Genomic DNA, 14,632 nt, shown 5'->3' with positions numbered 1-14,632 from the left:
CGTGCGGCCTGTGATTTGTTCGGGCCATGATTGCTGCTGAAGCCTATGTCGCCTTCTGCCTCGCCGCGCTGGCGTTAGCCGCCGTGCCGGGGCCGACGGTGACGGTCATCATCGCCAACTCGTTGCGCTTTGGCGCGCGGGCAGGGCTTTTGAATGTTGCCGGCACGATTGCAGCAGGGTTGGTGTGGCTGGCGCTCGCCACGCTGGGGCTTGGCGCCGCCATCCGGGTCATGGGAATCTGGTTTGACCTGCTGCGCTATGCTGGTGCGATCTATCTGATTTGGCTGGGTCTGCGCCTGCTGTTTTCCAAAGGTTCGGCTTTTGACGGACGCGCCGCCACGGGTGCGGGCGCGCACGGATTCTTCTGGCAGGGGTTTGTGGTGCTCATGTCCAACCCGAAAGTGCTTGTGCTGTTTGGCATGCTGATTCCGCCATTCCTGGGGGCGAACGGCGACATCGAGCGGGGCACACTGCTGCTGGGCGGGACGTTCATCATCATCGCGGCTGTGACGGACACGGTCTACGCGCTGCTCGCGGGCCAGGCGGGAAGCTGGATGTCGCGGTCGCGCATCCGGGCCGTGGAAGTGGTGAGCGGCACATTCCTCGCGGCGGCAGGCGTCTGGATGGCATTGAAAGGAAGGGCGTGATGGCGCGCATCGGTTTTTATCCGGGGTCGTTCGATCCTGTCACATTCGGACACCTCGACATCATCGCCCGGGCGGCGCGCGTGGTGGACAAGCTGGTGATCGGCGTTGGCGTGCATGTGGGCAAGCAGGCGCTCCTCTCGGCGGCCGAGCGGATCAGCCTCATTGAGACGGTAACGAAGCCCATCGCTGAGCATTCGGGCCTCAAGGTGAGCGTGATGTCCTTTGATGACCTCGCGGTGGCAGCGGCGAAGCGGGCGCATGCGCAAGTGATCATCCGTGGACTGAGGGACGCCTCGGATTTCGACTATGAAGTGCAGATGGCGCAGATGAACGGGTCGCTGGCGCCGGATATCGAAACCGTGTTCATGGCGGCTTCACCCGCGACGCGCATGATTGCCTCCTCGCTGGTGAAGCAGATTGCCCGAATGGGCGGCGACACCTCGCTGTTCCTGCCGCACGAGGCAGAGACGGCCCTGCGGGGGGCGATGGCGCGGCGCGTCTGAGGGGGAACAAGGCCAGTGAGCGACCAAGACCAGCTCCGGCCTCCGCGGGGTTGACGGTTTGTGATGGTGCGGCCCTGGTGGTCGCTTACAGCATTTTCCCGAGGAAGACGGTCCCTGCGACGGGAGTTTCGTAATAGGGCGCGACGGGAGTGAAGCCGAGGTTGGCGTAGAGGTTTTGGGCGCCGGCCATGGTGGGAAGCGTGTCCAGCCGGATTTCGCGGTAGCCCAGCAGACGGGCGGTGGCGAGTACCTCCTCGGCGAGTGCCCGGCCACAGCCGGTGCCGCGGCCCTGGGGGCTCACGAACAGGCGTTTCATCTCGCAGACCAGTGGCGGTTCCAGCGGCCGGAGGGCGGCGCAACCGATGGCAGTTCCCGTGCCGTCGCGGGCCAGCAGCAATTCGCCGTGGGGTGGTGCGTATTTCCCCGGCAGGCCTGCCAGTTCGTCGGCAAAGCCCTGGTAGGACAGGTCCACCGGCAAACTGCCGGCGTAAGCCTTGAAGAGGCTGCGGATGGCGGCAAGGTCGTGCTGGCCCCGCGCCGCGGAGATGGTGAGGGCAGGCGGCATCGTGCTCTTTTGCGAGTTTGAGCAAAGGCGGGCAATACCCAAGTTGCGCCGCATTTGAAGGTCAGCTAACCCCTCCCGTGACTTTTTGAGAGTCATCCCAACTGGAGAACTTAACTTGAATCAGATCAGGAAATGGGTGCTGGCCGGCGCTGCGCTTGCCGCCCTGGCCGCTCCGGCCGCTGCCGCCGACAGCATCAAGATCGACACCTCGGACAATTGCAGCTTCACCATCAAGCTGCGCCCGGACCTCGCGCCCAAGCATGTGGCACAGGTTTCGAAGCTCGCCGCCGCCGGCTTCTACGACGGCATCGTGTTCCATCGCGTGATCGATGGCTTCATGGCCCAGACGGGCGACCCCACCGGAACCGGCACCGGCGGCTCCAACGAGCCTGACCTTCCCGCCGAGTTCACCAAGGAACATTTCGCACGCGGCACGGTGGGCATGGCCCGCTCGGCTGATCCGAACTCGGCCAACAGCCAGTTCTTCATCATGTTCGCCGATGGCGGCTTCCTCGATGGCCAGTACACGGTGTTCGGCCAGGTGGACGCAGATGGCATGAAGTGCGTGGACCAGATCGAACGCGGTGAACCCGTGGCAAACCCCGACAAGATGACAAAGGTGACGGTGCAATAATGGCTGATCTCGAAAACACCCTGTACATGGACATTGCCGATGCCAAGGGCACGGCCAAGGGCCGCGTGACGATTGCGCTCCGCCCCGACCTGGCACCCGGCCACGTGGGCCGCATCAAGGAACTGGCCCGTGAAGGCTTCTACGACAACGTGGTGTTCCACCGCGTGATCGAAGGCTTCATGGCGCAGGGCGGCGACCCGACGGGCACTGGCATGGGCGGCTCCAAAAAGCCGGACCTGAAGGCCGAGTTCTCCAAGGAACCGCATGTGCGCGGCGTCTGCTCCATGGCGCGCTCGTCCAACCCGAACTCGGCCAACAGCCAGTTCTTCATCTGCTTCGGCGATGCGTCATTCCTCGACAAGCAGTACACCGTGTGGGGCAAGGTCACGTCCGGCATGGAGATCGTGGACGGAATCAAGCGCGGCGAACCCGTGCGCGAACCGGACAAGATCGCCAAGATGCAGGTCGCGGCTGACGCGGCATAACACCCATGAAGCGCCTCGTCTTCCTCATCGTCCTGGCCGCGATGGCAACGCCTGCGGCGGCGACGGAGTGGACGATCTGTTCGTCCAAGGGAGACGAGGCGTCATTCAGCGTGCTGGTGGGATCACTGGGTATCGGCACGGCGACGGAATTCAAGCTCGAGGTGGGCAACAAGATGTGGTCCACCCGCGATGGCGAAGGCACCGTGATCACGCGCGGGCAGGCCTTCGAGGATGACAAGACAATCCTTATCGACGTGATGGACGAAGGCATGGGCGCCGTGGTGGCGGAATTGCGCGTCTTCAAGGCCGTGGAAGGCGATGCCCCCGTTGCCATGGGCGGCACCCTGCGGGTGCCGGGCGTTGGCGCCTGGGTGGTATCCTGCGAGGGCGGGGAGGGCTGAGGCTTTCTCCGGCGTGGCCAATCATGCGCGTTTCCGATTTTGATTTTGAGTTGCCCGCGGAGCGGATTGCCTTGCGTCCGGCGGTGCCGCGGGAGGCGGCGAAGTTGTTGGTGGTTTCGCCCGATGCCTTGCGCGACCGGACGGTCTCTGACCTGCCTGCGGAATTGCGCGCCGGTGATGTGCTGGTGTTCAACAACACGAAGGTGATCCCCGCCGCCCTGTCCGGTCATCGCGTCGGGCGGCTTGGCACCACCCCCCGGATCGAGGCGTTGCTGCACCAGAGGATGGACGGCGCAACGTGGAAGGCATTCGTAAAGCCGGCGAAGAAGCTGATCGCCGGAGACCGCCTGCGTTTCGGAGAACTTGAGGCACACGTTTCCGCCAAGGGCGAGGCGGGCGAGGTGACGCTGGTCTTCAGTGAAACGGGCGCCGACCTTGATGCCGCGCTCGCCATTGCGGGCCGCGTGCCGTTGCCGCCCTATATTGAATCACAACGCGCGCAGGATGCCCAGGACAAGGCCGATTACCAGACCATCTACGCCCGGCACGACGGTGCGGTGGCCGCGCCGACGGCCGGACTGCACTTCACTGAAGACTTGATGAAGGGGCTGCAAGAAGCTGGAATAACACATGAATTTGTGACGCTTCATGTTGGGGCTGGGACCTTCCTGCCGGTGAAGGCGGAGGATACCGCGGACCACAAGATGCATTCCGAATGGGGCGAGGTGCCTGCCGACGTGGCGGCGCGGCTGAAGGTGGCGCGGGCGGAGGGCCAGCGGGTGATTGCCGTCGGCACAACGTCGCTGCGGCTTCTGGAGGCCAGCGGACTTGAGCCTTTCAGGGGGGCGACGGACATTTTCATCACGCCGGGCTATCGCTTCCGCGCAGTCGATGGCCTCGTCACCAATTTCCACCTGCCGCGCTCCACGCTGTTCATGCTGGTCTCGGCCTTTGCCGGGCAGGCGCGCATGAAGGCTGCCTATGGCCATGCCATTGCACAGGGCTATCGCTTCTATTCCTACGGCGATGCCAGCCTGCTATGGCCTGCGCCATGACACGCGCTTTCGGATTCACATTGCAAAAGACGGACGGGGCCGCGCGCCTCGGGACCGTGCACACGGGGCGCGGCGACATCCGCACGCCGGCCTTTATGCCGGTGGGCACGGTGGGTACCGTGAAGGGGCTCTACCTCGACCAGGTGAAGGAGACAGGGGCCGACATCATCCTCGGCAACACCTATCACCTGATGCTGCGGCCCGGTGCGGAACAGGTGGCGAAGCTCGGCGGCCTGCATAAGCTCATCCGCTGGGACGGGCCAATCCTGACGGACTCCGGCGGTTTCCAGATCATGTCGCTCTCCAAAATCCGCAAAATCCGGGAGGAGGGTGCGACGTTCCAATCGCACATCGACGGCAGCAAGCATTTTCTCTCGCCGGAGCGGGCCATGGAAATCCAGCGGCTGCTCGGGTCCGACATCCAGATGCAGCTCGACCAGTGCATCGAATTTCCACATACGGACAAGGCGGCGGTGAAGGCGATGGAGCTTTCCTTGCGCTGGGCCGAGCGCTCGCGCGTGGCCTTCGGGTCCCAGCCCGGCAAGGGCAACTTTGGCATCGTGCAGGGCGGCACCAATGAAGCGCTGCGGCTGCGCAGTGCGGCGGGGCTCGTGGAGATCGGCTTCGAGGGCTATGCCATCGGGGGCCTCGCCGTGGGCGAAGGGCAGGCGCTGATGCTATCGACCATTGATTTTACGGCACCCGCGCTGCCGGTGGACAAGCCGCGCTACCTCATGGGCGTGGGCACGCCCGACGACATTCTGGAGGCGGTGGCGCGGGGCGTGGACATGTTCGACTGCGTTCTGCCGACGCGCTCCGGGCGGCACGGCCAGGCGTTCACGCGCTTCGGCAAGATCAACATCCGCAACGCCAAGCATGCGACCGACATGCGTCCATTGGACGAGGAACATCCATGCCCGGCACTGTCGCAGTATTCGCGGGCCTACCTGCATCACCTCATCCGCTCCGGCGAGATGCTGGGGATGATGCTGATGTCGTGGGCCAACATCGCCTACTACCAATCGCTGATGCAGGGCATGCGCGCCGCCATTGCGGAGGGGCGCTTCGAGGATTTCCGCCGTCAGACAAAGGAACAGTGGCAGCGCGGCGAATCTGCGGCATAATCCGCGGGAGGAGGAAACCCCATGAAGATGAGCGGTGAAGAAATCATCGAGGCCCCGATCGAAACGGTGTGGAAAGCGCTGAACGATCCCGATGTCTTGAAGCAGTGTATTCCAGGCTGCGAGAGCATCACCCTCACGTCGCCCACGGAAATGAAGGCGCGGGTGGTGGTGAAAGTCGGCCCGGTGAAGGCGGGCTTCAACGGCGTCGTTCACCTGAAAGACCTGCACCCACCGAAGAGCTATCGCATCGAAGGCAAGGGCGAGGGTGGCATGGCGGGACAGGCGGCAGGCGGCGCCAGCGTGAAACTCGAGACCGTGCCGGAAGGCACGCGCATGACCTATGACGTCGATGCCGAAGTGAAGGGCAAGATGGCGATGCTGGGGTCGCGGCTGATCGATTCCACCGCGCGGTCGTTGGCGGGACAGTTCTTCGACAAATTCGCAACACTCGCAGCTCAGATGGGGGCAGCCGCCCCGGCCCCGGCGAAGAAGGTCGTGGCGAAGAAGGTGGCGAAGAAGGCTCCCGTGAAGAAAGCGGCGGCCAAGAAGCCAGCGGCGAAGAAGGCTGCCGTGAAAAAAGCTGCCGTGAAGAAGGCTGCTGTGAAGAAGGCCGGTGCCAAGAAAAAGGCCAGGAAGCGGTAAGACGCCGCCACTGCAGGGTCTGCCTCTGCAATCGCTCCTGTTTCGAAGGTTTGTCATCGCCGGACTGGTTCCGGCGACCCATAGTCCTTGCTGATCTCTACTTTCCTGCGCCGCCGGTGTGTTCGGCGTCCTTGGTGAGGTAGTAGGCGAGGACGATGGGGATGAAGGTGACGGCCATGACGAAGATCGCCACCACGTTGGTAACGGGGCGTTGGCGGGGACGGATCAATTCGTCGAGCATCCAGATGGGGAGTGTCTTTGAGCCAATACCGGTGCCCGCCGTGAAGGTGGTGACGATCACCTCATCGAAGGAAAGCGCAAAGGCGAGCATGCCGCCCGCCAGCAGCGCAGAGCCGATCTGCGGCAGCACCACGTGACGGAAGGTCTGGAAGCCATCGGCACCCAGGTCCATGGAGGCCTCGATCATCGAACCGGAGAGTCGGCGGAAGCGGGCGAGGGCGTTGTTGTAGACGACGACGATGCAGAAGGTGGCGTGGCCGAGGATGATGGTCCAGGTTGAGAAGGACATGCCGAAGATGTCGAAGGCCGAGCGCAAGGCAATGCCGGTGATGATGCCGGGGAGCGCAATGGGCAGGATGAAGAGCAGCGAGATCGAATCCTTGCCGAAGAAGCGCGCGCGCGAAAGCGCTGCTGCGGCCAGCGTGCCGAAGACGAGTGCCATGGCCGTTGCGATGAGCGCCACTTTCAGGGAGAGGAACAGCGGGTTCCAAATGTCCGGCCTGTCGTACCACGCCACCGAGAGCCAGTGGGTGGTGTAGCCGGGCGGAGGAAACTGGAAGCTCTTCTCCTCCGAGGTGAAGGCGTAGAGCACGATCAGCATCAGCGGCACGTGCAGGAAGAGCAGCCCGCCCACGGCGGCGGCGGCGAGGGGCCAGCCGGCCCCGCGGTCAGAGCGCATCGAAGGCTCCCATGCGGCGGGCGATCACAAGATAGATCCCCATGATGACGATGGGCACCACAGTGAAGGCAGCAGCCAGCGGAATGTCTCCGGCGGTGCCTTGCAGGGCATAGACGGTGGAGCCGATGAAGGGGCGCGAATTGCCGATGATCTGCGGGATGATGTAGTCGCCCAGGGTCAGGGAGAAGGTGAAGATCGAGCCTGCAATGATGCCCGGCAGGGCGAGCGGCAGGATGACGGTGCGGAAGGTCTGGCGGGGCGTTGCGCCCAAATCCGCCGAGGCCTCGATGAAGTTGGCAGGCACGCGCTCCAGTGCCGCCTGTGTCGGCAGGATCATGTAGGGCAGCCAGATGTAGACGAAGACGATGAAAGTGCCGATGTAGCTGATGGACAGCGATGGGCCGCCCACGGTGGGAAGTGCGAGAAGGCCATCGAGCAGCCAGAGGAGGTGCAGCTTCGCCGCCACCCAGGTGACGATGCCTTCCTTGGCGAGGATCAGTTTCCAGGCATAGACCTTGACGAGATAGCTGGACCAGAGCGGCATCATGACGGCGAGATAGAAGAGCGCCTTGCCCCAGCCGCGGGCATAGCGGGCGGCGAAATAGGCGATTGGGAAGGCCAGCACGGCAGAGGCGAGTGTCACTGCTGCCGCCATCAAGACCGTGCGCAGGATGATGGTGAAGTTGGAGCTTTCGAAGAGCTGGGCGTAGGTGGCGAGGGTGAATTCGTGGAGCACGAGGCCGGAGAATTCATCGAGCGAGTAGAAGCTCTGGAGCAAGAGCGTCAACAGCGAGCCGATGTAGACAACGCCGATCCACAGCAATGGCGGAAGCAGCAGCAGGATGGTGAGCAAGCCGGGATGGCGGAAGAAGGTGTCGGCAAGCGTGCTGCGGCGGATGGCGGCGGTCATGCGCCCTCCATGGTCACGGCATCGGCGCGGTTCCATACGAGTGTCGCGGTTTCACCTTCGCTGACGCTGGCGAGCGGGGCGGGAACGACGGCGGCAAGGCGCGTGCCGTCGCTGTCGATGACGATGCGGGTGACGGAGCCCTGATAGCTGACGGAGGCGACGCGGCCCGTGGCAGAAGCGGATGCAGCCGGCAGTTTCTCCTTGCCGTTGCGAATGGAAATCTTCTCCGGCCGCAAGCTCGCCCAGGACTTCGTGCCGCCATGGGCCGCGAAGAAGTCCGGGGCGAGGACATTGGAGGAACCGACGAAATCCGCGACGAAGCGCGAGCGCGGGCGTTCGTAGACATCCGCCGGTGAACCTGCCTGCACGATCTTGCCGTCGTTGAAGATGGCGACACGGTCAGCCATGGAGAGCGCTTCACCCTGATCGTGGGTGACAAAAATGAAGGTGATGCCAAGCTGCTTCTGCAGGGCCTTCAGCTCTTCCTGCATCTGCTCGCGGAGCTTGAGATCGAGGGCGCCCAGCGGCTCGTCGAGGAGAAGCACCTTGGGCTGGTTCACGAGGGCACGGGCGAGGGCGACACGCTGGCGCTGGCCGCCGGAGAGTTGTGCTGGCCTGCGCGCCTGGAAACCGTCGAGCTTCACCATCTTGAGCGCTTCGGTGGCGCGGGCCTCGCGGTCGGGGCGGGCGACGCCCCTGATCATCAGGCCATAGGCCACGTTCTCGCCCACGGTCATGTGGGGAAAGAGGGCGTAATCCTGGAAGACGGTGTTGACGTTGCGTTTGTAGGGCGGCAGGCCCTCGGCGGTTTCGCCAAAGATTTCGATGTGACCGGAAGTCGGCTGTTCAAATCCGGCGATAAGGCGCAGGCATGTGGTCTTGCCGGAGCCGGACGGCCCCAGCATGGCAAAGAATTCGCCCTCGGCAATATCGAGCGTAACATCATCAACAGCGCGCACCGTGCCGAAGTGGCGCGACACGTTCTGGAAACTCACGGCAGTCTGCATGGTCCGTCCTGAAAAAGGACCCCGGTTTTGACGCCGGGGTCCTGGATTGCGTTGCCTCGGGCTTACTGACCCATGACCTTACGGTATTCCTTGTCCCACTGCGAATAGGGGACGCAGGCACCTTCTGCTTCGCACTTCGAGGTCGGCGTGCGCCAGAACCAGATCTTGTCGAAGTTGTCGAAGCCGTTGGTGGCGCAGCCCGTGTCGGTCAACAGCATGTTGCCCTTGCAAGCGGCGGGGACGGACGGCACCGAGCCGAACCAGGCGGCAAGATCACCCTGCACCTTGGCGTCAATCGAGTGGTTCATCCACATGTAGGCGCAGTTGGGATGGGCGGCTTCCGCGTGAAGCATGGTGGTGTCGGCCCAACCCGTTGCACCTTCTTCCGGCACGGTGGAAGCAATGGGAGTCTTTTCCATCACCGCCTTGTCGGCCTGCAGCAGGTTCACCTGGAACGGCCACGAGGAGGAGGCGACAACGCCTTCGTTCTTGAAGTCGTCGATCTGCACCATGGCGTCATGCCAATAGCGTCCGACAAGCTGGCGCTGTGCCGACAACACTTCCATCACTGCCGCGAACTGCTCCTTGTTCAGTTCATAGGGGTTCTTGATGCCCAGTTCGGGCTTCTTCTTCATCAGGTAGAGCGCTGCGTCAGCCACGTAGATCGGACCATCGAAGGCCTGCACGCGGCCCTTGTTGGACTTGCCGTCCGACAGGTTCTGTTCCTCGAAAACCACGCCCCAGGTCTTGGGTGCTTCGGGGAATATCTTGGCATTGTAGGCCAGCACGTTCGGCCCCCACTGGTAGGGAACGCCGTAGTGTACGCCATCGACGGTGTGCCATGGCGCATCCTTCAGGCGGTCATCGACGGCCTTCCAGTCCTTGATGAGATCGACGTTGACGGGCTGAACCTTCTTGCCCGCGATGAGGCGGAGCGAGGCATCGCCGGAAGCCGTGACGAGGTCGAAGCCGCCCTGGTTCATGAGCGTGACCATTTCGTCCGACGTGGCGGCGGTCTTGACGTTGACCTTGCAGCCCGTTTCCTTTTCGAAGCTCGTCACCCAGTCGAAAGTTCTTGTCGGTTTCGCCGCGTTCGATGTAGCCGGGCCAGGCCACGATATCGACCTGGCCTTCGCCCTTGCCGATTTCCTTCACCTGCGCCATCGCCACGCCACTGAAGGCTGTGGTGACTGCCGCGGCTGTCAGAATCGACACGCAGGCCTTGAGCATTGACTTCATGATCTTCTCCCTTACGAGTTTCCAGGGGCCTCTGTTGTTCCGTCCGGCATCTTTACAGGGGGCCGCCCCAGTGGCCCACGTCCCTGCATTGTCCGTTGGACGGATGGACAACGATAACCTGAGTTTGACCGGGAGGTAAAGAACCCCTAAGGTCTGAAGCCAAGCTGGCCGATCAGAGAGCCGGCGGTCTGGGATGTGTACGGGGCGAAACGCGTGAATTCCACTGCAGCGCAAGGCAGCAACGGCAATATGGCTGTGGTGGTCGATGACCTCCACAAATCATTCGGTCCACTTGAGGTGCTGAAAGGCGTTTCTCTGGAGGCGCGGCAGGGCGACGTGGTGTCGATGATCGGCGCTTCCGGCTCCGGCAAAAGCACTTTCCTGCGCTGCATCAACTTTCTTGAAATGCCGACCCGCGGCCGCATTGTGGTGACGGGTGAGGAAGTGGCGCTCAAGCCCGCCAAAGACGGCAATCTCCATCCGACCGACCGGCGACAGCTGGAACGGGTGCGGACTCGACTCGGCATGGTGTTCCAGAGTTTCAACCTGTGGCAACACATGAGTGTACTTCAGAACGTAATGGAAGCGCCGGTGCATGTGCTGAAGGTGCCGCGCGCCGAAGCGAAGGAGCGTGCAGAGGCGCTGCTCCACAAGGTCGGACTCTACGACAAGCGTGACCAGTATCCGGCGTTCCTCTCCGGCGGGCAGCAACAGCGTGCGGCCATTGCCCGGGCGCTCGCCATGGAACCGAAAGTGATGTTGTTCGACGAACCCACATCGGCGCTCGACCCGGAACTGGTGGGGGAAGTGCTGAAGGTGATCCGTGGGCTTGCGGACGAGGGCCGCACCATGATCCTCGTCACCCATGAAATGAAATTCGCGCGCGATGTCTCCTCCCACGTCATCTACCTGCACAAGGGTGTGATCGAGGAGGAGGGGCCGCCGCGCCAGGTGTTTGGCGCTCCGAAGAGCGAGCGCTGCAAGCAATTCGTCTCTGGAATCCATTGAGGTTCCGGAAAACGGAGAACAGGAGGCCGGCCGACGCCGGTTTCTCAATAACAGGGAGTAGTACAATGAAATTCAAGACCCTCATGATGGCCGCTGCCGCGGCCCTTGTGCTTGGCGCTGCCGGTGCCACGACTGCCAAGGCGGACCTGGTGTTCGCCACGGACGCCGCGCCTTATCCGCCCTTCACCTCGCAGAATGCGGCCGGCGAATGGGAAGGCTGGGAATATGAAGTGCTGATGGCTATCTGCGCCGAAATGAACGAGAAGTGCACGCTGATCCCGATCGCCTGGGACGGCATCATTCCGGCCCTGCTGGAAAAGAAGATGGATGGCATCTTCGGCTCCATGTCGATCACGCCTGAGCGCCAGAAGCAGATCAACTTCTCGGACGTGTACTACAACACGCCGTCGATGGTCATCGGCCCGAAGGGCGGCGACAAGAACATTGCCCCCGAAGCCCTGAAGGGCAAGACCATCGGTTCGCAGGCTTCCACCACGCATGCCAACTACGTGGAAAAGTACTTCGTGCCGGCTGGTGCGGTGTCCAAGACCTACAAGGGCCAGGATGAAGCCAACGCCGATCTCGCGGCGGGCCGTCTCGACTACGTGCAGGCCGACAGCATCACGCTGTTCAACTTCCTCGCCACCGATGAAGGCAAGGCCTGCTGCGAAGCCTACGGCATGGTGCCGGAAGATGACGCGGTGCTCGGACCGGGCGTGGGCGTTGGCCTTCGCAAGGAAGACACGGCTTTGCTTGAGAAGCTGAATACTGCCATCCACGCCATCGGCAAGAAGGGCATCTACGACAAGCTCGCCGAGAAGTATGGCCTGGCAGGCAAGCTCGCGACGCCGAAGGAATAACACTTCACGCAATGGCCGCCCGCGCAACGGGCGGCCATTGTCTTTTGGCGGGCCCCATGTTCCCCACGGTTCTCGAATTCGGAAAGACTGGCTTTGGCGACGAGCTGGCACGGGGTGCGCTCTCGACGCTGTTCATTGCCGCTTGCTCTTTCGCCATCGGGCTGGTGCTGGGGCAGTTGGGAGCCGCGGCGAAGCTTTATGGCGGGCCGTTTTCCCGCTTCATGGCCAACATCTACACGACCGTCATCCGCGCCGTGCCCGAACTGGTGCTGATCCTGCTGCTGTTCTTCGCCGGCACCAAGGGCATCAGTGCCCTGGGCGTGGCGATTGGCTATGGCCCTGTCGACATCAACGGCACATTCGCGGCCATCCTCGTCCTGGGTTTCGTGCAGGGTGCCTATTCAACCGAGGTGATCCGCGGCGCCATCCAGGCCATTCCCATCGGTCAGATCGAGGCGGCGCGCGCCTTCGGCATGTCGGGCTGGCAGGTGTTCTTCCGCGTAGTTGTGCCGGCGATGTTGCCCAATGCCATTCCGGGCCTCGCCAACCTGTGGCTGATCGTCATCAAGGACACGGTGCTGATCACGGTGACGGGCGCATCCGCCGAGCTGGCGCAGATGACCAAGAACGCCGCCGGGTTCACCAAGCGCTATTTCCTGTTCTATTTCGTGTCCGGCTGCATCTACCTGGCGATGACGCTGGTTTCGAATTTCTTCCTCTCACGGCTGGAAGCGCATGTGCGCCGCGGCCAACCCAAGCTGGCGTGAGGGCAGCATGGACTGGAGCTGGCTCCCCAAATATCTGCCGATGCTGATCCAGGGATTGGGAGTGACGATGCAATTGCTCGTCATTTCCATGGGGCTGGGATTGGTCCTCGCCGTGCCCATCGGGCTGGTGCAGGTCACAGGCCCGAAGTGGCTGAGCCGCATCGCCCTTGCCTATTGCACGGTGATGCGCGGCACGCCGCTGCTCATCCAGCTCTACCTGTTCTACTACGGCCTTGGCAGCGTGCTCGCCACGTTCCCCGAATTGCGGCAGAGCATGTTCTGGCCGATCCTGCGCGAAGGTTATTTCTACGCCATCCTTGCCTTCGCTCTGAATGAGGCGGGCTATGCCGGGGAGATCATGCGGGGTGCCTTCCTCTCGGTTCCCAAGGGTGAACTGGAGGCCGCCCGCGCCATCGGCATGTCGCCATGGCAGGTGCTGCGCCGGGTGTGGCTGCCGCGAGCCATCCGCAATGTCCTGCCCACGCTGGGCGGCGAAACGATCCTGACACTGAAGTCCACGCCGCTTGCGGCGCTTGTGACGGTTGTTGACTTGTTTGGGGTAAGTGACCGTGTCCGCCAAGAGACCTACATCATTTATGAACCATTGTTGCTTGTGATGGTCATCTACATGATCCTCACCTTCATCATCACGCGTATCTTCGCCGTGGTGGAGAGGCAGATACCGGCGCGCAGATGATCGAAGACATTATAGCCCAATACGAAGAGCAGCTCGTGGCCATTCGGCGCGACCTGCATGCCAATCCGGAACTGCAGTTCCAGGAACACCGCACAGCAGCCGTGGTTGCCGACATCCTGTCGCAACTGGGCTTTGAGGTGACGACAGGAATTGCTGGCACGGGCGTTGTCGGCACGTTGCGCAATGGTTCAGACGAACGCGCCATCGCTATCCGCGCCGACATGGATGCGCTGCCGATCACGGAAACGACGGGCGTGAGCCATTGTTCGACGGTGCCCGGCGTGATGCATGCCTGCGGCCACGACGGCCACACAACGATGGTGCTGGGCCTTGCCTTCTACCTTTCCACCAACCGGAATTTCGACGGCACGGTGCACCTGATCTTCCAGCCTGCGGAAGAGGACATCAGCGGTGCGCTGCGCATGATCGAGGAGGGAATTTTCGACCGCTTCCCGGTGGATGCGGTGTTCGGCCTGCACAACATGCCGGGTTATCCGGTGGGGCAGGTGCTGGTGAGGCCGGGCGCGATCACGGCGGCCGTCGATATCGTCAGTGCACGGATTGTCGGCGTCGCCGGGCACGGGGCCCTGCCGCACCAGGCGGTGGACCCGGTTGTGGCGGCATCTTCTGCCGTCATGGCGTTGCAGACAGCGGTGGCGCGCAATGCCGATCCGCTGGAACCCACCGTGGTGACGGTGGGTGCCATCAATGGCGGCGTGCTTGCCACGGCCATTCCGGAAGAGGTCTCGCTGAAGATCGGTGTTCGCACCACGAGCGAGGCGTCGCGGGCGTTGATGGAGCGGCGCATCCCGGAAATCCTGCAGCAGCAGGCGGCGTCATTCGGGTGCCGGGCGGACGTCGTCTATGGTGAAGGCTACCGTTATCCTGTCGGCATCAACACGCCGCAGATCGCCAACATGGTGCGCGACATCGCGGTGGAGATGGGACAGGACCAGCGCGCCGTGGAACTGCCGGGGCCGATCATGTTCTCTGAGGATTTCGCCTATTTCCTGCAACAGGTGCCGGGGTGCTACTTCGGATTGGGGTCCGGCAACATCAAGAGCCTGCATGACCCGGGCTATGACTTCAACGACGCCGCGCTGGTGCCGGGTGCGGCCTTCTGGGCGCGCATCGTGGAGACGTTTTTACCGTTACAGTAAACGTTGAGT

16 protein-coding genes and 2 pseudogenes are annotated in these 14,632 nt (G+C 62.9%); 13 read left to right on the top strand and 5 right to left on the bottom strand.

Annotation, left to right across the window (positions count from 1 at the left end; genetic code table 11):
* The first annotated feature begins 26 nt into the window (after positions 1–26).
* The gene (locus IPM06_15300) at positions 27–647 is read left to right on the top strand and encodes a LysE family translocator (protein MBK8771786.1); all 621 of its coding nucleotides are present in this window, start codon (positions 27–29) and stop codon (positions 645–647) included.
* Positions 647–1,150, top strand: a complete 504-nt coding sequence (gene coaD, locus IPM06_15295; protein ID MBK8771785.1) for a pantetheine-phosphate adenylyltransferase — start codon at positions 647–649, stop codon at positions 1,148–1,150. The genes IPM06_15300 and coaD overlap by 1 nt, the downstream gene beginning before the upstream one ends.
* 85 nt (positions 1,151–1,235) lie before the next feature.
* Here the strand turns inward: coaD and IPM06_15290 are convergent, their stop codons facing one another.
* Positions 1,236–1,715 carry a GNAT family N-acetyltransferase gene (locus IPM06_15290; GenBank protein MBK8771784.1) on the bottom strand — a complete coding sequence of 160 codons (480 nt, stop codon included), beginning with the start codon at positions 1,713–1,715 and terminating at the stop codon, positions 1,236–1,238.
* A 115-nt stretch (positions 1,716–1,830) separates the two neighbouring features.
* On the opposite strand from IPM06_15290, the gene IPM06_15285 reads away from it, so the two are divergent.
* From IPM06_15285 to IPM06_15260, 6 genes and pseudogenes are all read left to right on the top strand, one after another.
* On the top strand, positions 1,831–2,349 hold the full coding sequence (locus IPM06_15285) for a peptidylprolyl isomerase (GenBank protein ID MBK8771783.1): 519 nt from the start codon (positions 1,831–1,833) through the stop codon (positions 2,347–2,349).
* Positions 2,349–2,834 carry a peptidylprolyl isomerase gene (locus tag IPM06_15280; protein MBK8771782.1) on the top strand — a complete coding sequence of 162 codons (486 nt, stop codon included), beginning with the start codon at positions 2,349–2,351 and terminating at the stop codon, positions 2,832–2,834. The genes IPM06_15285 and IPM06_15280 overlap by 1 nt, the downstream gene beginning before the upstream one ends.
* Positions 2,835–2,839: 5 nt before the next feature.
* Positions 2,840–3,235: a hypothetical protein gene (locus IPM06_15275; GenBank protein ID MBK8771781.1), complete on the top strand. Its 396-nt coding sequence runs from the start codon at positions 2,840–2,842 to the stop codon at positions 3,233–3,235.
* Positions 3,236–3,258: 23 nt separating this feature from the next.
* Entirely contained in the window at positions 3,259–4,290 is a 1,032-nt protein-coding gene (queA, locus tag IPM06_15270) for a tRNA preQ1(34) S-adenosylmethionine ribosyltransferase-isomerase QueA (GenBank protein ID MBK8771780.1), read from the top strand.
* Positions 4,287–5,414 carry a tRNA guanosine(34) transglycosylase Tgt gene (gene tgt, locus IPM06_15265; protein ID MBK8771779.1) on the top strand — a complete coding sequence of 376 codons (1,128 nt, stop codon included), beginning with the start codon at positions 4,287–4,289 and terminating at the stop codon, positions 5,412–5,414. Before queA ends, tgt begins: the two co-directional genes overlap by 4 nt.
* Positions 5,415–5,435: 21 nt before the next feature.
* Positions 5,436–5,870 (top strand): annotated as a pseudogene (locus IPM06_15260) (carbon monoxide dehydrogenase subunit G).
* A gap of 283 nt (positions 5,871–6,153) precedes the next feature.
* Here the strand turns inward: IPM06_15260 and IPM06_15255 are convergent.
* The 4 genes and pseudogenes from IPM06_15255 to IPM06_15240 all read right to left on the bottom strand — a co-directional run bounded on the left by IPM06_15255 (position 6,154) and on the right by IPM06_15240 (position 10,131).
* Positions 6,154–6,975 (bottom strand): ABC transporter permease, encoded by an 822-nt coding sequence (locus tag IPM06_15255; protein ID MBK8771778.1) that lies wholly within the window; start codon positions 6,973–6,975, stop codon positions 6,154–6,156.
* Complete coding sequence (locus tag IPM06_15250) at positions 6,965–7,921, bottom strand: ABC transporter permease (GenBank protein ID MBK8771777.1); 957 nt, start codon at positions 7,919–7,921, stop codon at positions 6,965–6,967. The genes IPM06_15255 and IPM06_15250 overlap by 11 nt, the downstream gene beginning before the upstream one ends.
* Entirely contained in the window at positions 7,882–8,892 is a 1,011-nt protein-coding gene (locus IPM06_15245; GenBank protein MBK8771776.1) for an ABC transporter ATP-binding protein, read from the bottom strand. The genes IPM06_15250 and IPM06_15245 overlap by 40 nt, the downstream gene beginning before the upstream one ends.
* 62 nt (positions 8,893–8,954) lie before the next feature.
* A pseudogene (locus tag IPM06_15240) lies at positions 8,955–10,131 on the bottom strand (ABC transporter substrate-binding protein).
* Positions 10,132–10,380: 249 nt separating this feature from the next.
* Between IPM06_15240 and IPM06_15235 the strand changes: the two are divergent.
* The 5 genes from IPM06_15235 (at position 10,381) to IPM06_15215 (ending at position 14,623) form a co-directional block, all read left to right on the top strand.
* On the top strand, positions 10,381–11,139 hold the full coding sequence (locus IPM06_15235; protein ID MBK8771775.1) for an ABC transporter ATP-binding protein: 759 nt from the start codon (positions 10,381–10,383) through the stop codon (positions 11,137–11,139).
* Positions 11,140–11,204: 65 nt separating this feature from the next.
* The gene (locus tag IPM06_15230) at positions 11,205–11,999 is read left to right on the top strand and encodes a transporter substrate-binding domain-containing protein (GenBank protein MBK8771774.1); all 795 of its coding nucleotides are present in this window, start codon (positions 11,205–11,207) and stop codon (positions 11,997–11,999) included.
* 56 nt (positions 12,000–12,055) lie between these two features.
* Positions 12,056–12,766, top strand: a complete 711-nt coding sequence (locus tag IPM06_15225) for an ABC transporter permease subunit (protein ID MBK8771773.1) — start codon at positions 12,056–12,058, stop codon at positions 12,764–12,766.
* Between the two features lie 7 nt (positions 12,767–12,773).
* The gene (locus tag IPM06_15220) at positions 12,774–13,463 is read left to right on the top strand and encodes an ABC transporter permease (protein MBK8771772.1); all 690 of its coding nucleotides are present in this window, start codon (positions 12,774–12,776) and stop codon (positions 13,461–13,463) included.
* Positions 13,460–14,623: an amidohydrolase gene (locus IPM06_15215; GenBank protein ID MBK8771771.1), complete on the top strand. Its 1,164-nt coding sequence runs from the start codon at positions 13,460–13,462 to the stop codon at positions 14,621–14,623. Before IPM06_15220 ends, IPM06_15215 begins: the two co-directional genes overlap by 4 nt.
* The last annotated feature ends 9 nt before the right edge of the window (positions 14,624–14,632 follow it).

It is taken from the genome of Hyphomicrobiales bacterium (genome assembly GCA_016710435.1).
Taxonomy (GTDB): Bacteria; Pseudomonadota; Alphaproteobacteria; order Rhizobiales; family Aestuariivirgaceae; genus Aestuariivirga.
This window is presented reverse-complemented; position numbering and strand designations above follow the sequence as displayed.

Bases quoted from the DNA above. Each gene is read 5' to 3' on its own strand.
- IPM06_15255 (MBK8771778.1), bottom strand. From the start codon at position 6,975: ATGCGCTCTGACCGCGGGGCCGGCTGGCCCCTCGCCGCCGCCGCCGTG.
- IPM06_15235 (MBK8771775.1), top strand. From the start codon at position 10,381: ATGGCTGTGGTGGTCGATGACCTCCACAAATCATTCGGTCCACTTGAG.
- IPM06_15215 (MBK8771771.1), top strand. From the start codon at position 13,460: ATGATCGAAGACATTATAGCCCAATACGAAGAGCAGCTCGTGGCCATT.
- IPM06_15230 (MBK8771774.1), top strand. From the start codon at position 11,205: ATGAAATTCAAGACCCTCATGATGGCCGCTGCCGCGGCCCTTGTGCTT.
- IPM06_15220 (MBK8771772.1), top strand. From the start codon at position 12,774: ATGGACTGGAGCTGGCTCCCCAAATATCTGCCGATGCTGATCCAGGGA.
- IPM06_15275 (MBK8771781.1), top strand. From the start codon at position 2,840: ATGAAGCGCCTCGTCTTCCTCATCGTCCTGGCCGCGATGGCAACGCCT.
- IPM06_15300 (MBK8771786.1), top strand. From the start codon at position 27: ATGATTGCTGCTGAAGCCTATGTCGCCTTCTGCCTCGCCGCGCTGGCG.
- tgt (MBK8771779.1), top strand. From the start codon at position 4,287: ATGACACGCGCTTTCGGATTCACATTGCAAAAGACGGACGGGGCCGCG.
- IPM06_15250 (MBK8771777.1), bottom strand. From the start codon at position 7,921: ATGGAACCGCGCCGATGCCGTGACCATGGAGGGCGCATGACCGCCGCC.
- IPM06_15280 (MBK8771782.1), top strand. From the start codon at position 2,349: ATGGCTGATCTCGAAAACACCCTGTACATGGACATTGCCGATGCCAAG.
- IPM06_15245 (MBK8771776.1), bottom strand. From the start codon at position 8,892: ATGCAGACTGCCGTGAGTTTCCAGAACGTGTCGCGCCACTTCGGCACG.
- coaD (MBK8771785.1), top strand. From the start codon at position 647: ATGGCGCGCATCGGTTTTTATCCGGGGTCGTTCGATCCTGTCACATTC.
- IPM06_15290 (MBK8771784.1), bottom strand. From the start codon at position 1,715: ATGCCGCCTGCCCTCACCATCTCCGCGGCGCGGGGCCAGCACGACCTT.
- IPM06_15225 (MBK8771773.1), top strand. From the start codon at position 12,056: ATGTTCCCCACGGTTCTCGAATTCGGAAAGACTGGCTTTGGCGACGAG.
- queA (MBK8771780.1), top strand. From the start codon at position 3,259: ATGCGCGTTTCCGATTTTGATTTTGAGTTGCCCGCGGAGCGGATTGCC.